We start from the raw sequence: 18,382 nt of genomic DNA on the forward strand, positions 1-18,382 counted from the left end.
TTAGGCGCTTTGCAGAATCTTGGCTTCCAGGTTTTCTCTGATCATTCTAATTCTTTGTTTAACATAGAAATCATAGGCGGCCCCTTTAAGATCATGAAGAGAGACTTGTAGTTCGGTGTGGTTATCTATGATGATCATCGACCCGTTATCAAAACATTTAAAGGTTAAATCAAGCCAATAGCTGTCAGCTGTATCAAGAATTTTCTCAATTTGACAGTCTGTAATAAATTCGCTGTTCGTTACCATCAAATTTTTATAATAATCGCGTTCAATAAATCTAACATTCTTCACCTTCATCGTCTACACCCCTCTCAATATAGGAACAATTGTTCTATAAATCTATTATAGCAAACATTTGTTCGTAGTCAAGAGTTTGGCTGAATATTCTATCAATTTATTCAATAGAGTTAGGTGCTAATAGGATATCGCTATGAAAGAGTGTCAGTTTTTCGTTCTATATGGTAAATTTTCATAAAAGTGTAAGGTTTCATGCAAATTTGTTGATATTATTTGTTCAAATTTTTATCACTCATGGCATCTTATCTCATATAGGCAGGCGAGAAGTCGTAGGAGGAGAAGAATGAAAGTAAATGACTATGTGCAAAGAACGGAACCTGCCTCATCACAAGACGATGGAGGTGCCAAATGGCAAGATCATGATCAAGAGTTAGTGGAGCGTGCGCAGCAAGGGGATACGGAAGCTTTTGGGCAGCTAATCCACACTTACCAGGATAAAGCAAGAAGCTGGGCTGAGAGAATGACACGCGACCCCTACTTAGCTGATGACATCGTACAAGATGCGTTAATTCGCGCGTTTCTTCATTTGGGATCATTAGCGGATACTAGTCGATTCTTGCCGTGGTTGCATCGCATTGTGCAGAATCAGGCGAACATGCGTCTCAGGAGAGGCGGCCCTTATAAGAGGGAGCAGCCCATAACGAGCTTGCGGAATACACGTCCTTCAGGAACTAGCGGCTCAATGGATTGGGATAATTTGGATAGCATCTTGCATCATTTAACCCGTTCAGCATCAGAAGCGGCAGACATGCAAAAGGATCCGATGGAACATTTGCTTCGTAAAGAATTGTTCGGGACGATCCATACACTATTACATTGTTTGAACCGTAAGGAGAGGAATATATTTGAAGCTCATTTCTTCAGGCAGCTTGCTCCTGATGAGATTGCAGAATTGTACAACACTACTATTGGCTCTGTATATACCTATATCCATCGTTCCCGTAAAAAGCTTCGTAAGGAGCACATTCGAGTCTTTATGGGTGGTCATGAGCAAGATAAAGGAGGGAGCGGGATGGTCAAACAAAATGTGCTGCAATTGCCAATATGGCTGAAGCATCAAGCTGTGAAAACAACTCTAGTTGACCGTGTCGGCCATATGCTGGCAGCATTAGGTGATAACCGGCCTATATCGGAATTAATGGGTATATCCGGATTTGCTTTCCGTATGAAAATTTCGGATAGAACAACCTTCGCAGATGGGATTTACATCTTTGATTGGAGAAATACCCTCAAGCAGTTCATGAACGATTTGGGATACGATGTAAGTATTCTATGCGGTCAGTTGCCTGATGCGCCGGTTCCACTTTTAGCGGCGTCCGAACGCTTTCCCGTCGTGTTACCTATTGAAGAAGCGATACTTCCGTTTATTCGTAAATATATAGACAATGGAAAACCTGTTCTATATTTTGATACACTTGCCAATATACCTTATGTCCATGAATGGTCGCTTCTCTACGGATATGATGATGAGCAACGTATCGTTTATATGACTGATGCTATGAGACCGGATGGTAAGGCATTACCGTATGAAGAAATTGCGGGGAATCCGCTGCGGTTCCTGGCGGGAATCGACAGCAAGGGAGCTGAATCAACCGTTTTCAGTATTTCGAGTCAGCAGCAGGCTAGAAAAATTCTGGAATTTGCAGTTAGCTACGCAAGGACGGGCTGCCGATATTCTCCTATGACCATGTATTTAAGTTATACATCGGGTTTAGCAGCTTATGACCGCTGGATTGGATTCTTAAGCAACCGCTCGATTACAGCTAACCGCTATGGAATGGGGCAGCTTGCAGCTGTCTATTCTGAAGCTAAGCGACATGCGGCGCAGTATTTACGCAGTGTGCCTCAGACAGGGGAAGCAATGAGGCTTATTCTACTCTCATCCGAAGCTTACGAGCAGACAGCGGAGGCTCTCGAAATGGTGAGTGGGCACGTTCCGTTTATTCGTACTACCGAGGTGCTCTCACAAGAGACAATGGAGATTTGCAGCAATTATTTGCGTCTGGCAAAAGAGTTCGAAACAGCCGCTATTGGTTACTTAGAGAAGGCTTTAATCTTATGGGATCAGGGGAGATCAAAATGAGTATGACCGAGATTCGATTGCTTACGCAATTTCAGCAAATGCATCATCTATTGCAAGCAAAGGAATCCTTCGAAGCAGCCAATCCCAATGTCCGGATTGTTGTAGAACAGGCATCCGACAACTTTGAGTCTATGCGAGAGTTTAAGTCTGACCATCCGCCGGACATCATGGATTCGGGAGGTTGGGGATTGTTCAATCAAGAGGGTGTTTTTATTGACTTAATACCATTTATCAAAGAAATAGAGGGACTGGAAGAAGATTTATATCCAGGTATCATAAGGGTAGTTGGCAGGGATGGTACATTACCTGGACTTCCAATGGATGTTTCGCTTCCTTTAATATTAATTAATAAGGCTATGTTCGATCGACAGGGCTTAGCTTACCCAACAGAAGATTGGACTTGGGATGACATGATTGGGCTAGCGCAAAGGTTAACGCTTCGCAATGAGGATGGTGTTGCTCATCAGTTTGGATTTGCTACTGGTGCGGACATTGAAAATTTCGAACCGTTCGTAATGCGTAATGGAGGAAGATATCTCTCCCCAGATGGTTCTACAGCACGAGGTTACGTAGACTCAGAGAACACAATGGATGCATTCAGAAAAATCATCGATATGTACCGCATTCATCAGGTTACTCGAAAGCCTGGAGAACCATTCAAAGCAGGGCAGCTAGCCGATGGTTTTGCTATGATATTCGGATTTACTTGGTTTGTAGGAGGTATTTGTGAGAAGGGCCGGGAAGAGCAATTTGAAATAGTAGGCTTGCCGCGAATGCAGGGTGGCGAAGAAGCAAACATGATTTACATGGGTGGATGTGGGGTTACAACGAAATCCAAGCACCCCCGCTTGGCTTGGGAATTTATACGACATTATATTCTGGAACGTCAAGAGAGCTTCCTCATGCCATGGAATTTACCAATTACTCGAACACTTGCAGAACGCAGTGGAATGAACTCGCATCGACTTTGGAAGCGGTATTTGATGGAGCTTGAGATTGTGCAGCCTAGCGGGTTTTATTTGAGTGAAAAGTGGAACACGTCTCGTCAGCTTATTAATGAGGACATCCATAGAATGATTAATGAGGGTGCAGATGTCCGTCACCTAATGAAGTCATGGACTCGATTCGCATAGGGAAATAATTAAACTAGCCAGTGTTTTCATAAAAGAAAACACTGGCTATATTAATGTAAACTTGCTATTCTGGTTAAGACAATTTCTGGCAGTTAACTGCCATTTCACTAATTGGAGGTTATAGGGGATGAAAGAAATCTCGCTTGGATTAGTAGAAAACTGGACTGAGCTGCCGAGAGAGATTCAGATCGAGCGGAGGTCCTATTATTTATTGAAGGATGGGAATACCTATCGTCTGGTATCTCAAGTTTGTCCACATGCAGGCGGATTAGTTGAATTTGAAGACGGAGAATTGGTCTGCTTCATGCATGGTTGGTGTTTTGACAGGCATACTGGAGCTTGTATAAATGTACCTAGCAAACGATTAGCTGAACATTCCGTTTTAGCTAGAGACGGGCAATTATTTGTTCAGTTTAATGATTAAAATTTTACTCAAATGAATCAACTGGAGGAAGTTGCGTGAGCAGTAAATTAGCAGAGAGCAGTCTTCACAGACAAGTTGGGCAAAGGCAGAGCTTATCTAAAGGCATCATTTTACTAATGGCTATTGCATGCGGTATGACAGTCGCGAATCTTTATTATAATCAACCGCTTCTTGCGGATATTGGGCGAACCTTTCAAGTGAATGCGAATCAGATTGGAATCATTTCTATGCTAACTCAGATCGGATATGCAGTCGGCTTGTTCTTATTTGTCCCATTAGGTGATATGCGGGAAAGGAGACAGTTGCTATGTATCCTGCTCATTGCCGTATCCGTTTCTCTAGTAGGAATTGCTACAGCGCAATCCTTAATTTGGATTAGTATTGCCAGCCTGCTCGTTGGAGTTACAACGGTTATACCGCAGATGATGGTTCCTCTTGCCGCACAGCTTGCCGCCCCCTCAGAAAGAGGCAAAGTAATAGGCACAGTTATGAGTGGTTTATTAATAGGCATCCTGTTGGCTAGAACTGTTTCTGGAATAGTTGGCGGAGCTTTAGGATGGCGGACGATGTTTGGAATTGCTGCCGTGATGATGCTGCTTCTGGCAGTAATATTAAGAGTATACTTGCCTAAAAGCTACCCAGAGTCCAAAATATCATACCGTCAGTTGATGTTATCCATAGGACAGCTAATTATCGAGCATCGGACGCTTCGTGAAGCATCTCTAATTGCTGCAATGATGTTCGGCAGCTTCAGCGCTTTTTGGACCACTCTTGTTTTTTACATAGAAGGGGCTCCGTATAATTATGGCAGTGAAATTGCGGGCTTGTTCGGGCTAATAGGGGTGGCCGGCGCTCTCGCTGCTCCAATTGCAGGACGCTTGTCAGATCGTTATAATACCAAATACATTGTAGGCTGTTCTATCGTTATTACATTACTCGCTTTTGTGTTTTTTTGGCTGTTTGGCAACCACTTATGGGGTTTAGTTATCGGTGTGCTTTTACTGGATCTGGGAGTGCAGGGGGGACAAATTGCTAACCAATCACGGATTTACAGCTTGGCTCCAGAGGCACGCGGCAGGCTAAATACCGTTTATATGGTGTCTACCTTTTTGTTCGGAGCAGTAGGGTCTGCGCTTGGCAGCTATGCTTGGAGCTTATGGCACTGGAATGGTGTGAGTGCTGTAGGGGGGAGTATGGTTCTAATAGCATTTACTGTTTGGGGATGGCACCGAATGAAGGAACGGAAAAGCAGTTATAATAGTCGGAATAACGGACTTGATGCAACGGTACATAGAGAAGGCGGTGCTTGAGTTGGAAAAGGTGCTACAAGATCAATGTGATGAGACCTGCGAAGGTACGGTTAATGTTGTCACTTTAAAGCAAAATTTAATACCCGAAACGACAGCGGCGGGTTTAGCTGATGTATTCAAAGCGCTCGGGGACCCAACACGTGTAAAAATCATCTATACCTTATTGCAAACAGAGCTTTGTGTACATGATTTGACTGTCGTTCTGGATATGGGACAATCGGCTATTTCCCATCAACTAAGGTATTTGCGTAATTTGCGAATTGTTAAGCGCCGTAAGGTAGGTAAGACGGTATTTTATTCTCTAGATGACGAGCATATCGAGCAAATTTTTGTCCAAATGCTGCAGCATATCAAGCACGTATAACAGTTGTTTTTCAATCCAACAAGAAGTGCTGAGGGAAGGCAGAGCAAGTATCTCTGTCTTTTTTTGTTGTGTACAAATATCTTGTCGCAGATTGACTTTTTATAAACAGAGATGTAATATGTCTGGTATAAAGTAAACATTACAAGGATGTGTTTGTTAAATGGAAGTTTCAGAACGTTTTTGGAATGCGACCCTTGAAGAGCTGAAAAACGGCTACTGTGAAGAAGGGGAGCAGGTTGTCTGCTTATTATGCGGGAAAAAGCTTGAGAAAGGGATCATTTACCCTGACGATGGTATTTTATACGAGGCTGGGAGATTTATGCGTGTTCACATTGAGAAGTCTCACCAATCTGTGTTTGAGTATTTGATACAGCTTGATAAAAAGCTGACGGGTCTTACCGATCATCAAAATAATCTTCTGAGGCTGTTTCATCAGGGGAAAAGTGACCAAGAGGTTCAGAAGGAAATGGGGATTGGCAGCGCGTCTACAATTCGAAATCATCGATTTGCCTTAAAGGAGAAGGAACGGCAGTCTAAGGTATTCTTAGCCATGATGGAATTGTTAAAGGAAAAGGATAGTTATGCGCCTGCCTTCGTGGAGCTTCATAAATCAGCAAAGATGGTAGATGAGAGGTACAATATTACTCAGGAAGAAAATGAAACCATTCTGAAGAAATATTTTCCTGAGGGCACAGACGGACCCATTAAAGCCTTCTCCAAGAAGGAAAAGCATAAGCTTGTGGTGCTACGGGAAATTGCCAAACGCTTCAACAGTGAGCAAATCTATACCGAGAAAGAGATCAATCACATTTTAAAGGTAGTATATCCAGATTATGTCACGCTGAGAAGATATTTGATCGAATATGGCTTCATGGATCGAAAGTCTGACGGTAGCGAATATTGGATTAAGGAATAATCGAATAATCGAAAAATACGTAAGGAGAGGATGCTCATGGATCGCAGAAAAGAACTCGTACAGCAATATAAAGAACTCAAAACAGAAGCTGGAATTTATCAGATAAAAAATATCATCAATCAAAAGATTCTTATTGCTAGCACGAATAATTTAAAATCCTTGAATGGAAAAACTCTCATGCTGAAATTGGGCTCACACCGTAATCTACAGCTCCAAAAAGAATGGAATGAATTTGGTGAAGCTGCTTTTGTAATTGAAGTATTAGAGGTTCTTGTTAAAAAAGAGGGATATTTTGACGAGAAGGATGAATTGAAGAAATTAGAAGAAAAGTGGCTCCATGATCTTCAACCCTTTGATAATAGGGGCTACAATAAAATAAATAACATTAATAATAAATGATATTAATAATAAGTTGGATGTGTTTAAAGATAGATTCTGTATAATCAATGAAATTAGTCGAAAAGAGGAGATTAACGGTGGCGGAGCCATTGAAAGCTATGTATAATGAGGATTTCCTGCGACTCTTCGGACAAAAAGTTTATAAGGTTTATTCCGCTTTTGACACGGAGGGATTCATCAGCAAGGTGATGGACGAGAGCTGGGAAAATCTAGAACTAAAAGCCCGTATGCGTCGAATCTCTCAAACTCTCGGGGAATATTTGCCTGCTCGGTACGAAGATGCGTTAGAAGTATTGTTTAAAATTGATGAGGACTGTATCGGCTTTCCGTACTTGTTCTTTCCTGATTTTATCGAGGTATACGGTCAGGAGGATAAGCACTGGGCGCTTTCCATGAAAGCATTGGAACGGTTTACACGAAGGTCATCTGCTGAATTTGCTGTAAGGCCATTCCTTCTGCGCGATCCAGAGCGAATGATGCTTCAGATGCTGGAATGGTCTAAGAATCCGAGTGAGCATGTGAGGCGGCTTGCAAGTGAAGGCAGCCGGCCGCGGCTACCGTGGGGACAGGCGCTTCCAATGTTCAAGCGAGATCCTTCTCCTATTTTTCCATTGCTGGAGCAGTTGAAGGAAGACCCGTCTTTGTATGTACGCAAAAGCGTAGCTAACAATCTGAATGATATTACCAAGGATCATCCTTCTCTTGTCCTTGATACCGCTCGTAGATGGAAAGGCACACACCCGGACACGGATTGGATCGTGCGGCATGCGTGCCGATCCTTGATTAGAAAAGCTAACCCTGAAATTCTTGCCTTATTCGGTTATGCAGAATCTGCAGTAGAGACACCTCTTGTAACATCCGCTTCTTTATCCATTGAGCCTGTTGAGCTGTCAATTGGTGAGAAATGTGAGCTGAGGTATGAGCTTCGGACCCGTGAAGGCGAACCGGTACGAGTTCGGATTGAATACGGAATCGACTTCGTGAAGAGCAATGGATCTGCATCACGCAAATTATTCCTCTTATCTGACAAAACCGTACCAGGCGGAACAAGGCTTAATGGCACTCGTAACCACAGCTGGGCCAATCTGACTACACGCCGTCATTATCCAGGCGAGCATAAGATTGCCTTGGTGGTGAATGGGCAAGAGGTTGCGAATAGTGTTATTAACCTTGTTGGAAATGATGCTCCCCTCGAACAATTTGAGCGATTGGGATTGTAAGCGGTATACACATAAACAAGAGTATGTATAATTAATTTATGAAAGGAGATGAGAAGGCTAATGAAATATTTACAAGAACGGTTAACTCCGCTGCTTAAGGGATGGGTGGAAAAAGGACCTGCCGGATGTGCTTGCACTATTGTCAGAAATGGAGAATTAATGTATCAGGAAAGCTTTGGGTATCTGGATTTAGAAAAGAAAACAAAGCTTCAACCTGATACCATCTACCGAATTTATTCTATGACCAAAGTGGTTACATGCGTAGCGGCGTTAATGCTGTATGAGAGGGGACTTTTTCTTCTAAACGATCCGCTCGAGGATTATTTGCCGGAGTTCAAAAATCCTATGGTTTACAGGTATAATGAATTCGGTGTAAGATCGACATCCCCGGCAACTGCTTCCATTCGGATCAAGGATTTGTTCACCATGTCTTCGGGGCTTACATACGGCGGGGACAGTACAGAAACGGAACGGTTGACTCGTATAGTTATGGAGAATGCTGCTAAAACGATGGATATCCGAGCTTTGTCCAAAGCGCTTGCTACCAATCCACTTGCATTCGATCCCGGTACACATTGGAAGTATGGTACAAGTCATGATGTCCTTGCAGCTTTGATTGAGGTGCTGTCTGGTGAAACATTCGGTGAATTTCTGAGTAAGGAAATTTTCGAACCATTGGGGATGACCGATACCTCTTTCCACATCTCCGAAGATAAACGTGAAAGACTTTGTAAGATGTATGATCGTACAGAAGACGGCGTGCTGACCCCTAATATCAATATGGATGTCCCTTATCAGCCAGGCTGTAACTATGAGAGTGGCGGAGGAGGCCTTCTGTCAACGGTCGGTGATTACAGTCGTTTTGCGCAGGCACTGGCGAGAGGTGGAGAGTTGGATGGAGTGCAGATTCTTAGCCGGAAGACGGTGCAATTAATGGCAACAAATCATTTGGGGCCACAGCAGATCAAAGATTACAATTGGCCACAACAGAAAGGCTATGGCTATGGTTTGGGTGTCCGTGTCATGACGGATCCTGCAGATGGAGGCATCAATGGATCTCTAGGCGAATTTGGCTGGGCCGGTTTAGCCGGATCGTGGGTATTGATCGATCCGAAGGAGCAACTAACCGTCGTTTATATGCAGCAGATGCTGCCAAGTCTCGAGCCTTATATTCACCCACGAATGCGTGCCGTCATCTATGGATCGATAGAATAGATAATCGGTTGAATAAATAGTGACATGCGTAGCGATCTAAGTTAGCCTAACTTGTGGAGGACGTTCTTTATGGAAAATAAACCGTCGTGCTGCTGCCAGAACGGCCAATACACCGGACAGCTCATCGGGAAATACTGGGTTTCGATGCGCTGCAGACTATAATTTTTAATTAATTTGCATCGTTTTGACAACTTCATCTCCTGTTTCTCAGTAATTATGACATCACAGATAAAAACAGGTTAGTTGATCCTCAAGGTATTGCATACCTTGCAGGATCATTTTTTATTGTAGAAAATACCCAATTGTAATGTAAACTAAAGCTAGATTAACTAATTCGTGAGGAGAATGAAAATGAATGATTTGCTGCAGGTACGTGTAACTGGAATATTAATTGAGAACGAACAAATTCTGCTAGTGAAACAACAGGTATCGAATTCCAGAGCTTGGTCATTGCCAGGCGGTCGGGTAGAGCAAGGGGAGACGTTGGAAGACTCAATAGTGAGAGAACTGCTGGAAGAGACGGGATTACATACTAGAGTTGTCAGGCTGCTCTATCTTTGCGACGTTCCACAGGCCAATCCTTCATTAATCCATATTTCGTTCTTAATGGAGCGAATGGAAGGGGAGCTTACCCTGCCAACTAACGAATTCGATAAAAATCCGATTACAGATGTTCGCATGGTCCCTTTTGAGCAATTAGGTGAATTGGGATTTTCAGACACATTTGTTCATATTCTTAGACATGACTTCCCGGAAAGCGGAACCTATAAGGGACTTAAAAGCAATATCGGACTGTAACACATTAAAAATGAGCGCGCCGAGTGTAGTTTTACTGTATATGAAAATACAGTAATTTCGGCTATGATTTTAATGTAAGCGCAATCATCCAGACTTTTCCGGTTAATTGGCAAGCGCTTTATAAAACATTATGGGAGGAATATGTAAATGAAAAGGTGGTATATCAACTCACTCTCGTTTCTCCTCATGGCGCTGCTCATAGTATCCGGTTGTTCCAGTCGTACAGGTACGACTACCACACCTGCGCCTGCCAATCCCGCACCTCCAGAGAAAAAGGACACAACCAGCCCTGCTCCGGCACCCGCTCCTGCAACAGTTGCAGCGAAGATGAAGATCACCGTTTACAGTACTGTTAATGATCCGCCAATCCAAAACGTGTACAAAGAGGTAGTCGAGGGCTTCAAGAAAGAAAACGCAGGCGTAGATGTTGAGCTTCAGTTTCCAGGTTCTGAATATGAGAACATACTGAAGGTCAAGATGGCAGCGAACGATATGCCTGACGTATTCGATACCCATGGCTGGGCACAAATCCGCTATGGCAAATATTTGGCCGATCTGCGCGACGAAAGCTGGGCATCACAGCAGACTGATACGATTAAAAATGTCGTGACGGATAAAGATGGAAAGGTCCATGCTCTTGTCATGAGCGAAGCCAAGGATGGTATCACCTATAGTGAGGATATCCTTGCGAAATATAATATTGAACCTCCAAAAACTTATGACGCACTAATTGCAGCAGCCGAAAAGATCAAGAATGAAAGCAAGGGAGATATCGTTCCATTCTATTTCTCAGGTATTGACTCCTGGATGTTCGGAAGCTACCTGGATATCTTCGCCACATCTCTGTTCATCAGTCCAAAGGATAATCAAGCGGAAGCCTTTCTGAATAACACGTTTGATTGGAATAAGTGGGGAGATCTTGCCCAGAAAATGCTTGACTTGCAGAAAAAGGGATTGATCAACAAGGATGCATTAACAGCCAAATACAGTGATTTGCCGAAAATGTTTGCGAACGGTAAATTGGCATTTGCGCTCGGCAGTCCTTCCTTTGCAGACGAAGTACACAAAATCACGCCAAACCTTAAGATCGGCTATATGCCAGTTCCCTCTATGGTAGCCGGGGATGAACCCAACTTCTCCGGAGGTGAGCGTTATACAATGGGAGCCTGGAAAGATTCGAAGCACTTACCTGAAGCGAAGAAGCTTATCGCCTATTTTGCCAAGAAAGAAAGCATGGAGAAGATCGCAAATGCAACCAAGCTGCCCCCCGGCCTCAAGGGCATAAGCTCCAATCATGAGTTCTCGGATTATTACAAAAAATACGAAAGTATCCGAGTGTTCCCGTATTTCGACCGCGTCTACTTGCCGAATGGGATGTGGGACGTTATGTGCAAACAAGGTACCGAGCTGATTGCAGGGAGGATTACAACTCAACAATTCTCTCAAATCATGAAGCAAGAAGTGGAACGGCTGCGTAAAAAATAGATGCTCGCAAGGGGGATAAACCGTTTCGTGTTATCCCCCTTTCTTCGATATAGGTTACCTTATCCCAGAGAATGGAGGAAGGATATGCCTTACACCACCCCCAAAAAAACGAAGCTTTACCAGAAAACGCATCAGCATCCAAAGCATACCGCCATACGCAAGCTTCTCAACTCACCAGCCATTTTGAATGTGATGTATATTCCTGCCTTAGTGCTATTCGTCATCTTTATTTTCTTTCCTTTTGTAGAGGGGATTAAGATCTCCTATACGAATTGGGATGGATACAATCAAGACTACTCATGGGTGCAATGGGATAATTACAGAAGAATGTTCTCGGACCCGCAAATCTTGAACGTTATCCAAAACACCTTTATCTATGGTATAGGAAGTACGGTTCTTCAGAATTTGATGGGCTTGCTCTATGCACTGCTCTTGAATCAAAGCTTTCGTAGCAAGGGGATCACAAGAACCATTATTTATTTGCCGGTTATCATTAGTCCGTTGATTATGGGATATATTTGGTATTTTATTTTTCAATATTACGGTGGTGCTTTAAACGATATTATCCTTTTATTCAGAGATGAGCCTGTTAACTTACTTGCCAGTCCGGAAATCAATGTATGGCTAATAACGCTAGTGAACACTTACCAGTACCTGGGGATTGCGATGATCATATACTTGGCAGGGCTGCAGGTCATTCCGAAGGACTATTATGAAGCGGCGCAAATTGACGGTGCAAGTAAGTTTTCCCAATTCCTGCATGTTACTTGGCCCTTGCTCGCGCCTTCCGTAACGATAAATATTGTGTTGAATTTAATAGGAGGCCTTAAGCTGTTCGATGTCATTACATCATTGACGGGTGGGGGGCCAGGGTATGCTTCTGCGTCGTTATCTACCTTGATGTACCAGCTTTACTTTGCCAGACAGGACGCGGGATATGCTGCGGCGCTAGGGAACCTGATGTTTGTAATTATCTCCGTGATTAGTATAACCTCCTTGTATTTGTTGCGGCGGAAGGAAGTGGCGCATTGAACCGTAATCGTCATCCCAAATGGCCGGTTGTTATTTCTATTATAATTGCGATCATTCATATCATCCCTTTTTATATCCTGATCACCACTTCATTAAAAGCAATCGACGATCCCAGCTCCAAATGGATCTTACCTGGTTATCTTTATCTGGACAATTTCATGAATGCTTGGGATCAGGCCCGTTTGAGCACTTCATTCAAGAACAATATTTTTATTACGCTTGCTTCAGTCATACTGGTTATTGTACTAGGAGCAGTTTCCGCTTACCCTCTGGCCAGATACAGAACAACATGGAATAAGTTGATGTACACCGTATTTATTTCTGCACTTATTGTGCCACCGTTGACTATTCTCGTGCCTTTGTACAAGGTATATGTGGATTTAGGTGCGCTTAACACCCTCTGGGGAATCGTGCTGCTCCATGTTACGTTTAATCTTCCGATTACAATCTTCTTATACACGGGCTTTATAAGCACAATACCAAGAGAGCTTGACGAAGCGGCTATGATGGATGGATCATCGCGGCTCGGGCTTTTCTTCCGCATTATTTTACCGTTATTAAAGCCGGCTACAGCTACAGTTGTTATTCTTTCTGGAGTGGCGGTTTGGAATGACTACCAATTTTCTGTATTTTTTCTGCAAAAGACCGAGGTTCACACAATTACCGTTGCGTTATCCGCATTTTTCGGCCAGTTCAATAACAATGTAGGCTGGGTTGCTGCGGGGTCTTTAATGGCAGCATTGCCGATTACGCTAGTTTACCTCTTTTTGCAAAAGTACTTTATTGAAGGTATGGCAGCAGGAGCCATTAAGGCTTGAGGATACCACATTTTACCAAGTTATATTATAATAGAGGTATGATTTGCACGGGGGAGACAACCCAATTCACTGCTTCGTTAGAAGTGGTTATACCGGTGATACGACGCCAGCTTATAGAGAAGGTGACTTCCGATGAAACTATCCTATTCTCTACGAATGAGACTGTCGATCTTGTTCTTTCTGACGCTCATCGTGCCTCTATTTATTATCGTTTTTGTTATGCCTTCCTATTATCAAAGGCTCATTACCACAGACACGACAACACTGACCGAGAGCAGCTTAACTTCATTGACACATAATATCGAAACGTATCTGGAGGATTTGGAACGGCTTACGGTTACTCCTTACTGGAGTGAAGAGGTTATGCGCGCCTTAAAGGTAAAAGCAAATGGGCAATATGAGACAACCGATGCTTATTCACAATTTTTAACGGATAAAGCGCTGAACGTGACATTGCCCAACTTTTTGAAAAACCCCCGTAATGACATTTTGGGTACGATTTTGCTTTCCTATGACGGTTCTGTATATGTAACCTCTGCTTTCAAAAATGAACCCGTGGACAATTACCCATTTACAGAACAGGGCTGGTACAAGCAAGCTGTAGAGGCTGATGGCAAGGTAAGCTTTATAAGCGCCCACGCGCAAGACTACTTAAAAAAGCCCACTATCACACAGGTTTTTTCCGTTGCCAGATTGATTAAAGACCCCGATTCCAAACAGCCGTTAGCCGTGATGAAGGCCGATGCGGATACCATTATTCTCGAAAAAATCGCCAATGACATCAGATTTAATGTGAACTCGATCGTAGCCATATTTGATGAGCAGCATCATTTGATTTATTCCACAGCCAGCCTGCCGCTGGAGCTTCAGCAAAAGCTGATTTTCCCTGCACCCAATGGTCAAACGATCGATGATTATGTGGTCGTATCCAAGAATGTCACGCAAGCCAATTGGAATATTGTTGTACTACTCGACAACTCAGAGCTCAAAGCTAAGCTTGAGGGCATCTATATGGTCGGATTGCTGCTCGCTGGGGGCGGAATTGTTCTGACACTGCTCGTCTTTTTTACCTTATCCCGATGGATTGTTAAGCCCTTTAGAGAAATGACCTTTGTTATGAAAAGGGTGCAAAAGGGAGAGCTTCATACCCGTTTTGCTGTTCGGGGAAAGGACGAGGTTGCTGAGCTTGGAAAAGCGCTCAATACGATGATCGACCAGCTCAAAGAATTAATCGATAGTGAGTACAAAGCGGTTTTAAACCAACGTGATGCCGAATACAGGGCATTGCAGTCGCAGATTCAACCCCATTTTTTATATAATACACTAAATGGCTTTATTGGATTAAATCGCATGGGGGACCGGCGTTTATTAGAGAAATCGATATTATCACTCAGCGGCATGCTGAGATATATATTAGAGCATAATGACTGGTCAACCGTAGCTGAAGAAATGCTATTTTTAAAGAAATATGGTGAGCTCCAACAGCTTCGTTTTCAAGACCGATTGACGTTGGATATCTATACGGATCCGGCTACAAACAACTATCTGCTTCCTAAATTGCTGCTTCAGCCACTCGTTGAAAACGCTATCATTCATGGGGTTGAGCCTTTAAATCGCCCTTGTACGCTAGTAATGTCATGCATCGTAGATCACGCGCAGGATATTGAAGCGTTGATTATTACTATTAAGGATGACGGAGCGGGATTCGCTTCACATAGAGTAGATGAATCCATAGCAGTTGGTCTCGCGAATGTAAGAAACCGGCTTCAGCTGGCCTACGAGCATGCGACTTTTCACATATGGAGTGAAATAAACCAAGGTACCCATGTTACGATCACCATACCATTACGGGAAGTGAGACTATGAGAATTGTCATTGCTGATGATGAAGTGTTAGTTCGCTTGAGTTTGCAGAGTATGATCGAAGACATGGGTTCCACTTGGGCAGTTGTGGGTGAGGCGACGAACGGGCTGGAGCTGCTGGAATTGTTGAAAAGTGAGGCGCCAGAAGTCGTACTTATCGATATTCGTATGCCGTTAATGAACGGTCTACAGGCGATTCAACAAGCACATACTATGTCTCCCAAAACTTCTTTCATTGTGATCAGCGGATATTCCGATTTCAGCTTTGCCCAAGAAGCTCTAAAGCTAGGTGCAGAGGACTATCTATTAAAGCCTGTAAGTCCGGATGATCTGGAGGCCTCGTTGATTAAAGTAAGCAAACGTGTAAAGGAGCAGCAGATTCTGCTTAGTAGGCAGTTTGAGTCTACAATGCATTCTCTATTGCTTGGAATGACTACACCTGAGTCTGAATCGCCTGAAGCCGTGATCTCCGAGGTTTGCTTTCGATCCATCGTATTTTATACGGACAGCTGTTTAGAGGAATCGTACAGAGGAGAGAGGCAGCGGGAATTATGTTTGAAGATTCGTGACATGTCAGATGAATTTGTCCATGGCGGGCTTCGCAAGGCTAAATTAGTTCTTCCACAAGGTGAACTGGCGCTTATTTGCTCTTGGGATCCGGTTAATTATGGAAGAGGTGCTTTGGAATCTGTTAACATGATTAACAAAATCAATGAACAGATTCAGCTCTTCCAAACGGAGCATTATGCCGTCACATCAGTTATCCTGGAGCCTTGCAGCAGCATTGCTGATTTACAGAGGCAGTGGGTTTCTCTTCATGAGATCTCAGCGCTTCGCTGCTTATATGAACATGGAAACACTTTGGAGCTCAGTCGTTTAAAGGAATGGAAACCCAAGGTCGCTTTAACCGAGCTAGCTCGAAAGACTCTGGAGCTGCAGCATTTTTACAGCAAACATGCTCACACGGATTACATGAAAGCTTTGGCTGTGTTCAAAATGCATATCTTAAGTCTCAAAGAGGGATTCAATTCATCGTATAAAGCCCAACTAAGCCGTTTTTTGAACGTAGCTCTAGGTTGTCATATGGATGCCCATCAGCCTTTTCCAGACTGGTATGAGCCTCTTATTAAAAAAGGGGAAGAGCTATTATCCAAACACCAAGGAGCCGACAACGCCACCTGCTTGGTTCAAGCTACCATTGCTTTTATAGAACAAAATTATGACCAAGACATCAGCATTTCGCAGATAGCCGAACAATTAGATGTCACTCACAATTACTTAAGCACGCTCTTCCATAAGCGGATCGGAAAGACGTTCATGAAATATTTAACCGAATATCGGATGATCCGGGCTAAGGAATGGCTGGCTATGCCTAGCGTACAGGTGCAGCAGGCAGCAGAAAGGGTAGGTTATTACAGCACAAGGCATTTCACGAAGCTGTTTACCGAATTTGTCGGCTGCTATCCTTCTGAATACAAGAAACGGTTTAGCTAAATATCGCTGATACAATCATAAATAATGAAATGGGGATGCTATTCTGTTAGAAATTATTAACAGAATTAAGTATCCTTTATTTGAATTCAAAGACTTGTCAAAGAAATAACCTCTTCAATAGCGAAAGATGAAATAATAGGCTAAGAGTTATATAATACAACTATTAACTATTATTTATTTGAGGTGAGTTATGAAGCTGTTATCAAAGTCATTAATTATTGGAGTTTCCTTGGCGGCATTAGTAGCCTGTAGCTCCAATAAAGAGACTACAAGCAAAGAACATGAAGGTCATGAAGCAGCGGCGCATGTAGAGAAGGACTTACAGGAGAAAACAACTTCCCTGGAAGTTTTACCTAAATTTTTGACCAACCAACGCGAAGAGATTCGTATGATTTATCAGATAGCTGCTGCCAACGCAGACCTGCTGCAGTGGATGCCTTGCTACTGCGGTTGCGGGGAAAGCGTCGGCCACCAAAGCAATAAAAATTGTTTTATTAAAGAGATTAATAAAGATGGGTCCGTTGTATGGGATGATCATGGCACAAGATGCGGAGTATGTCTTAATATTGCTTTAGAATCGGCCAAGCTCAAGAAAGACGGTTTAGCCGATAAGGATATCCGTACCTATATCGATGGCAAATACAAAAGTGGCTTTGCAAAACCAACCCCTACGCCAATGCCTCTATAAAATGGTTTTAAATGATTTCATTTGGAGAACAATTGAACATAAGGAAATATAATTAAGCGATAATAAAGCAGTTGGCCATTCGCTCAAAAAAAAGTCATGAACCTAGCAACCAGGCACGATATTGTACGTATTACTAATTCAGCTTGTGAGAACATGATTAATCGTGAGCCTGAATATGCTTTTACTATGACTAGGCAGCTCGAATCATAAAATACAAAGAGTTAAATAAGAAAGGTGCCAAATACAAATGAGCTGGATAGACAAGCTAGCCGGATTGACATGGGAGGACATTGAACTTATTTTATTCCGGTACGAAGCACTCGGCCCAGTTCCGGGTATTCTCGCAACGTTTATCGAATCATTTGTACCCATATTACCTTTAATCGCAATCATCATTGCAAATGTGAATGCTTATGGCATGTGGGAAGGCGCTTTGTTCTCTTGGATCGGCGTTGTTAGTGGCGCAACGTGTGTGTTTCTGTTTTTTCGAAAATTCGGAGGACGCTTCCGCGGCTATATTGAACGTAAACATCCTAAGTCACAGAAGTTCATTGTTTGGGTAGAGCAGCATGGGTTCACGCCGATTTTTGTGTTAGCTTGCTTCCCGTTTACCCCCTCTGCATTCGTGAATATCGTAGCTGGCATATCTAAGCTGCCTAAGAGTGTTTTTCTGATCGCTACCTCCATGGGAAAGGCTGTTATGATCCTCATTGTATCGATTGCGGGACATGATCTTGGCAACCTATTCAACCAACCGTGGAAAATGATCGCTATCGTCATTCTCCTAGTATCTATTTGGTACATGGGCCGTAAGCTGGAATCGAGATATACGAGATAAAAACAA

18 protein-coding genes are annotated in these 18,382 nt (G+C 43.1%); 17 read left to right on the plus strand and 1 reads right to left on the minus strand.

All coding sequences use genetic code 11. From position 1 onward, the window contains the following. Nucleotides 1-297 carry a hypothetical protein gene (locus tag GC093_RS13820; RefSeq protein ID WP_216624626.1) on the minus strand — a complete coding sequence of 99 codons (297 nt, stop codon included), beginning with the start codon at nucleotides 295-297 and terminating at the stop codon, nucleotides 1-3. 283 nt (nucleotides 298-580) lie between these two features. On the opposite strand from GC093_RS13820, the gene GC093_RS13825 reads away from it, so the two are divergent. From GC093_RS13825 to GC093_RS13905, 17 genes are all read left to right on the plus strand, one after another. Next, nucleotides 581-2,380, plus strand: a complete 1,800-nt coding sequence (locus GC093_RS13825) for an RNA polymerase sigma factor (RefSeq protein WP_171652456.1) — start codon at nucleotides 581-583, stop codon at nucleotides 2,378-2,380. Next, on the plus strand, nucleotides 2,377-3,513 hold the full coding sequence (locus tag GC093_RS13830) for an extracellular solute-binding protein (protein ID WP_171652457.1): 1,137 nt from the start codon (nucleotides 2,377-2,379) through the stop codon (nucleotides 3,511-3,513). The genes GC093_RS13825 and GC093_RS13830 overlap by 4 nt, the downstream gene beginning before the upstream one ends. Nucleotides 3,514-3,640: 127 nt before the next feature. Beyond that, nucleotides 3,641-3,937, plus strand: a complete 297-nt coding sequence (locus tag GC093_RS13835) for a Rieske (2Fe-2S) protein (protein ID WP_171652458.1) — start codon at nucleotides 3,641-3,643, stop codon at nucleotides 3,935-3,937. A 35-nt stretch (nucleotides 3,938-3,972) separates the two neighbouring features. Next, on the plus strand, nucleotides 3,973-5,247 hold the full coding sequence (locus tag GC093_RS13840; protein WP_312886528.1) for an MFS transporter: 1,275 nt from the start codon (nucleotides 3,973-3,975) through the stop codon (nucleotides 5,245-5,247). After that, complete coding sequence (locus GC093_RS13845) at nucleotides 5,216-5,611, plus strand: ArsR/SmtB family transcription factor (RefSeq protein ID WP_376768649.1); 396 nt, start codon at nucleotides 5,216-5,218, stop codon at nucleotides 5,609-5,611. The genes GC093_RS13840 and GC093_RS13845 overlap by 32 nt, the downstream gene beginning before the upstream one ends. Nucleotides 5,612-5,771: 160 nt before the next feature. Beyond that, nucleotides 5,772-6,527: a DUF2087 domain-containing protein gene (locus tag GC093_RS13850; protein ID WP_171652459.1), complete on the plus strand. Its 756-nt coding sequence runs from the start codon at nucleotides 5,772-5,774 to the stop codon at nucleotides 6,525-6,527. Between the two features lie 36 nt (nucleotides 6,528-6,563). Beyond that, nucleotides 6,564-6,926 carry a GIY-YIG nuclease family protein gene (locus GC093_RS13855; protein WP_171652460.1) on the plus strand — a complete coding sequence of 121 codons (363 nt, stop codon included), beginning with the start codon at nucleotides 6,564-6,566 and terminating at the stop codon, nucleotides 6,924-6,926. Between the two features lie 77 nt (nucleotides 6,927-7,003). After that, entirely contained in the window at nucleotides 7,004-8,146 is a 1,143-nt protein-coding gene (locus GC093_RS13860; RefSeq protein ID WP_171652656.1) for a DNA alkylation repair protein, read from the plus strand. A 60-nt stretch (nucleotides 8,147-8,206) separates the two neighbouring features. After that, nucleotides 8,207-9,361, plus strand: coding sequence for a serine hydrolase domain-containing protein (locus tag GC093_RS13865; RefSeq protein WP_171652461.1), 1,155 nt, complete (start codon nucleotides 8,207-8,209; stop codon nucleotides 9,359-9,361). 351 nt (nucleotides 9,362-9,712) lie between these two features. Beyond that, nucleotides 9,713-10,159 carry an NUDIX hydrolase gene (locus GC093_RS13870; protein ID WP_171652462.1) on the plus strand — a complete coding sequence of 149 codons (447 nt, stop codon included), beginning with the start codon at nucleotides 9,713-9,715 and terminating at the stop codon, nucleotides 10,157-10,159. A 147-nt stretch (nucleotides 10,160-10,306) separates the two neighbouring features. Next, nucleotides 10,307-11,644: an ABC transporter substrate-binding protein gene (locus tag GC093_RS13875; RefSeq protein WP_171652463.1), complete on the plus strand. Its 1,338-nt coding sequence runs from the start codon at nucleotides 10,307-10,309 to the stop codon at nucleotides 11,642-11,644. Nucleotides 11,645-11,836: 192 nt separating this feature from the next. After that, the gene (locus GC093_RS13880; RefSeq protein ID WP_246314352.1) at nucleotides 11,837-12,676 is read left to right on the plus strand and encodes a carbohydrate ABC transporter permease; all 840 of its coding nucleotides are present in this window, start codon (nucleotides 11,837-11,839) and stop codon (nucleotides 12,674-12,676) included. Then, nucleotides 12,673-13,494: a carbohydrate ABC transporter permease gene (locus GC093_RS13885; RefSeq protein ID WP_171652465.1), complete on the plus strand. Its 822-nt coding sequence runs from the start codon at nucleotides 12,673-12,675 to the stop codon at nucleotides 13,492-13,494. The genes GC093_RS13880 and GC093_RS13885 overlap by 4 nt, the downstream gene beginning before the upstream one ends. Nucleotides 13,495-13,626: 132 nt before the next feature. Then, the gene (locus GC093_RS13890) at nucleotides 13,627-15,360 is read left to right on the plus strand and encodes a sensor histidine kinase (protein WP_171652466.1); all 1,734 of its coding nucleotides are present in this window, start codon (nucleotides 13,627-13,629) and stop codon (nucleotides 15,358-15,360) included. Beyond that, the gene (locus GC093_RS13895) at nucleotides 15,357-16,850 is read left to right on the plus strand and encodes a response regulator (RefSeq protein WP_171652467.1); all 1,494 of its coding nucleotides are present in this window, start codon (nucleotides 15,357-15,359) and stop codon (nucleotides 16,848-16,850) included. Before GC093_RS13890 ends, GC093_RS13895 begins: the two co-directional genes overlap by 4 nt. Before the next feature lie 190 nt (nucleotides 16,851-17,040). Next, nucleotides 17,041-17,538, plus strand: a complete 498-nt coding sequence (locus GC093_RS13900; RefSeq protein ID WP_171652469.1) for a PCYCGC motif-containing (lipo)protein — start codon at nucleotides 17,041-17,043, stop codon at nucleotides 17,536-17,538. 247 nt (nucleotides 17,539-17,785) lie between these two features. Next, nucleotides 17,786-18,376: a TVP38/TMEM64 family protein gene (locus GC093_RS13905; protein ID WP_171652471.1), complete on the plus strand. Its 591-nt coding sequence runs from the start codon at nucleotides 17,786-17,788 to the stop codon at nucleotides 18,374-18,376. Nucleotides 18,377-18,382 lie beyond the last annotated feature (6 nt).

The organism is Paenibacillus foliorum (assembly GCF_013141765.1).
GTDB lineage: Bacteria > Bacillota > Bacilli > Paenibacillales > NBRC-103111 > Paenibacillus_S > Paenibacillus_S foliorum.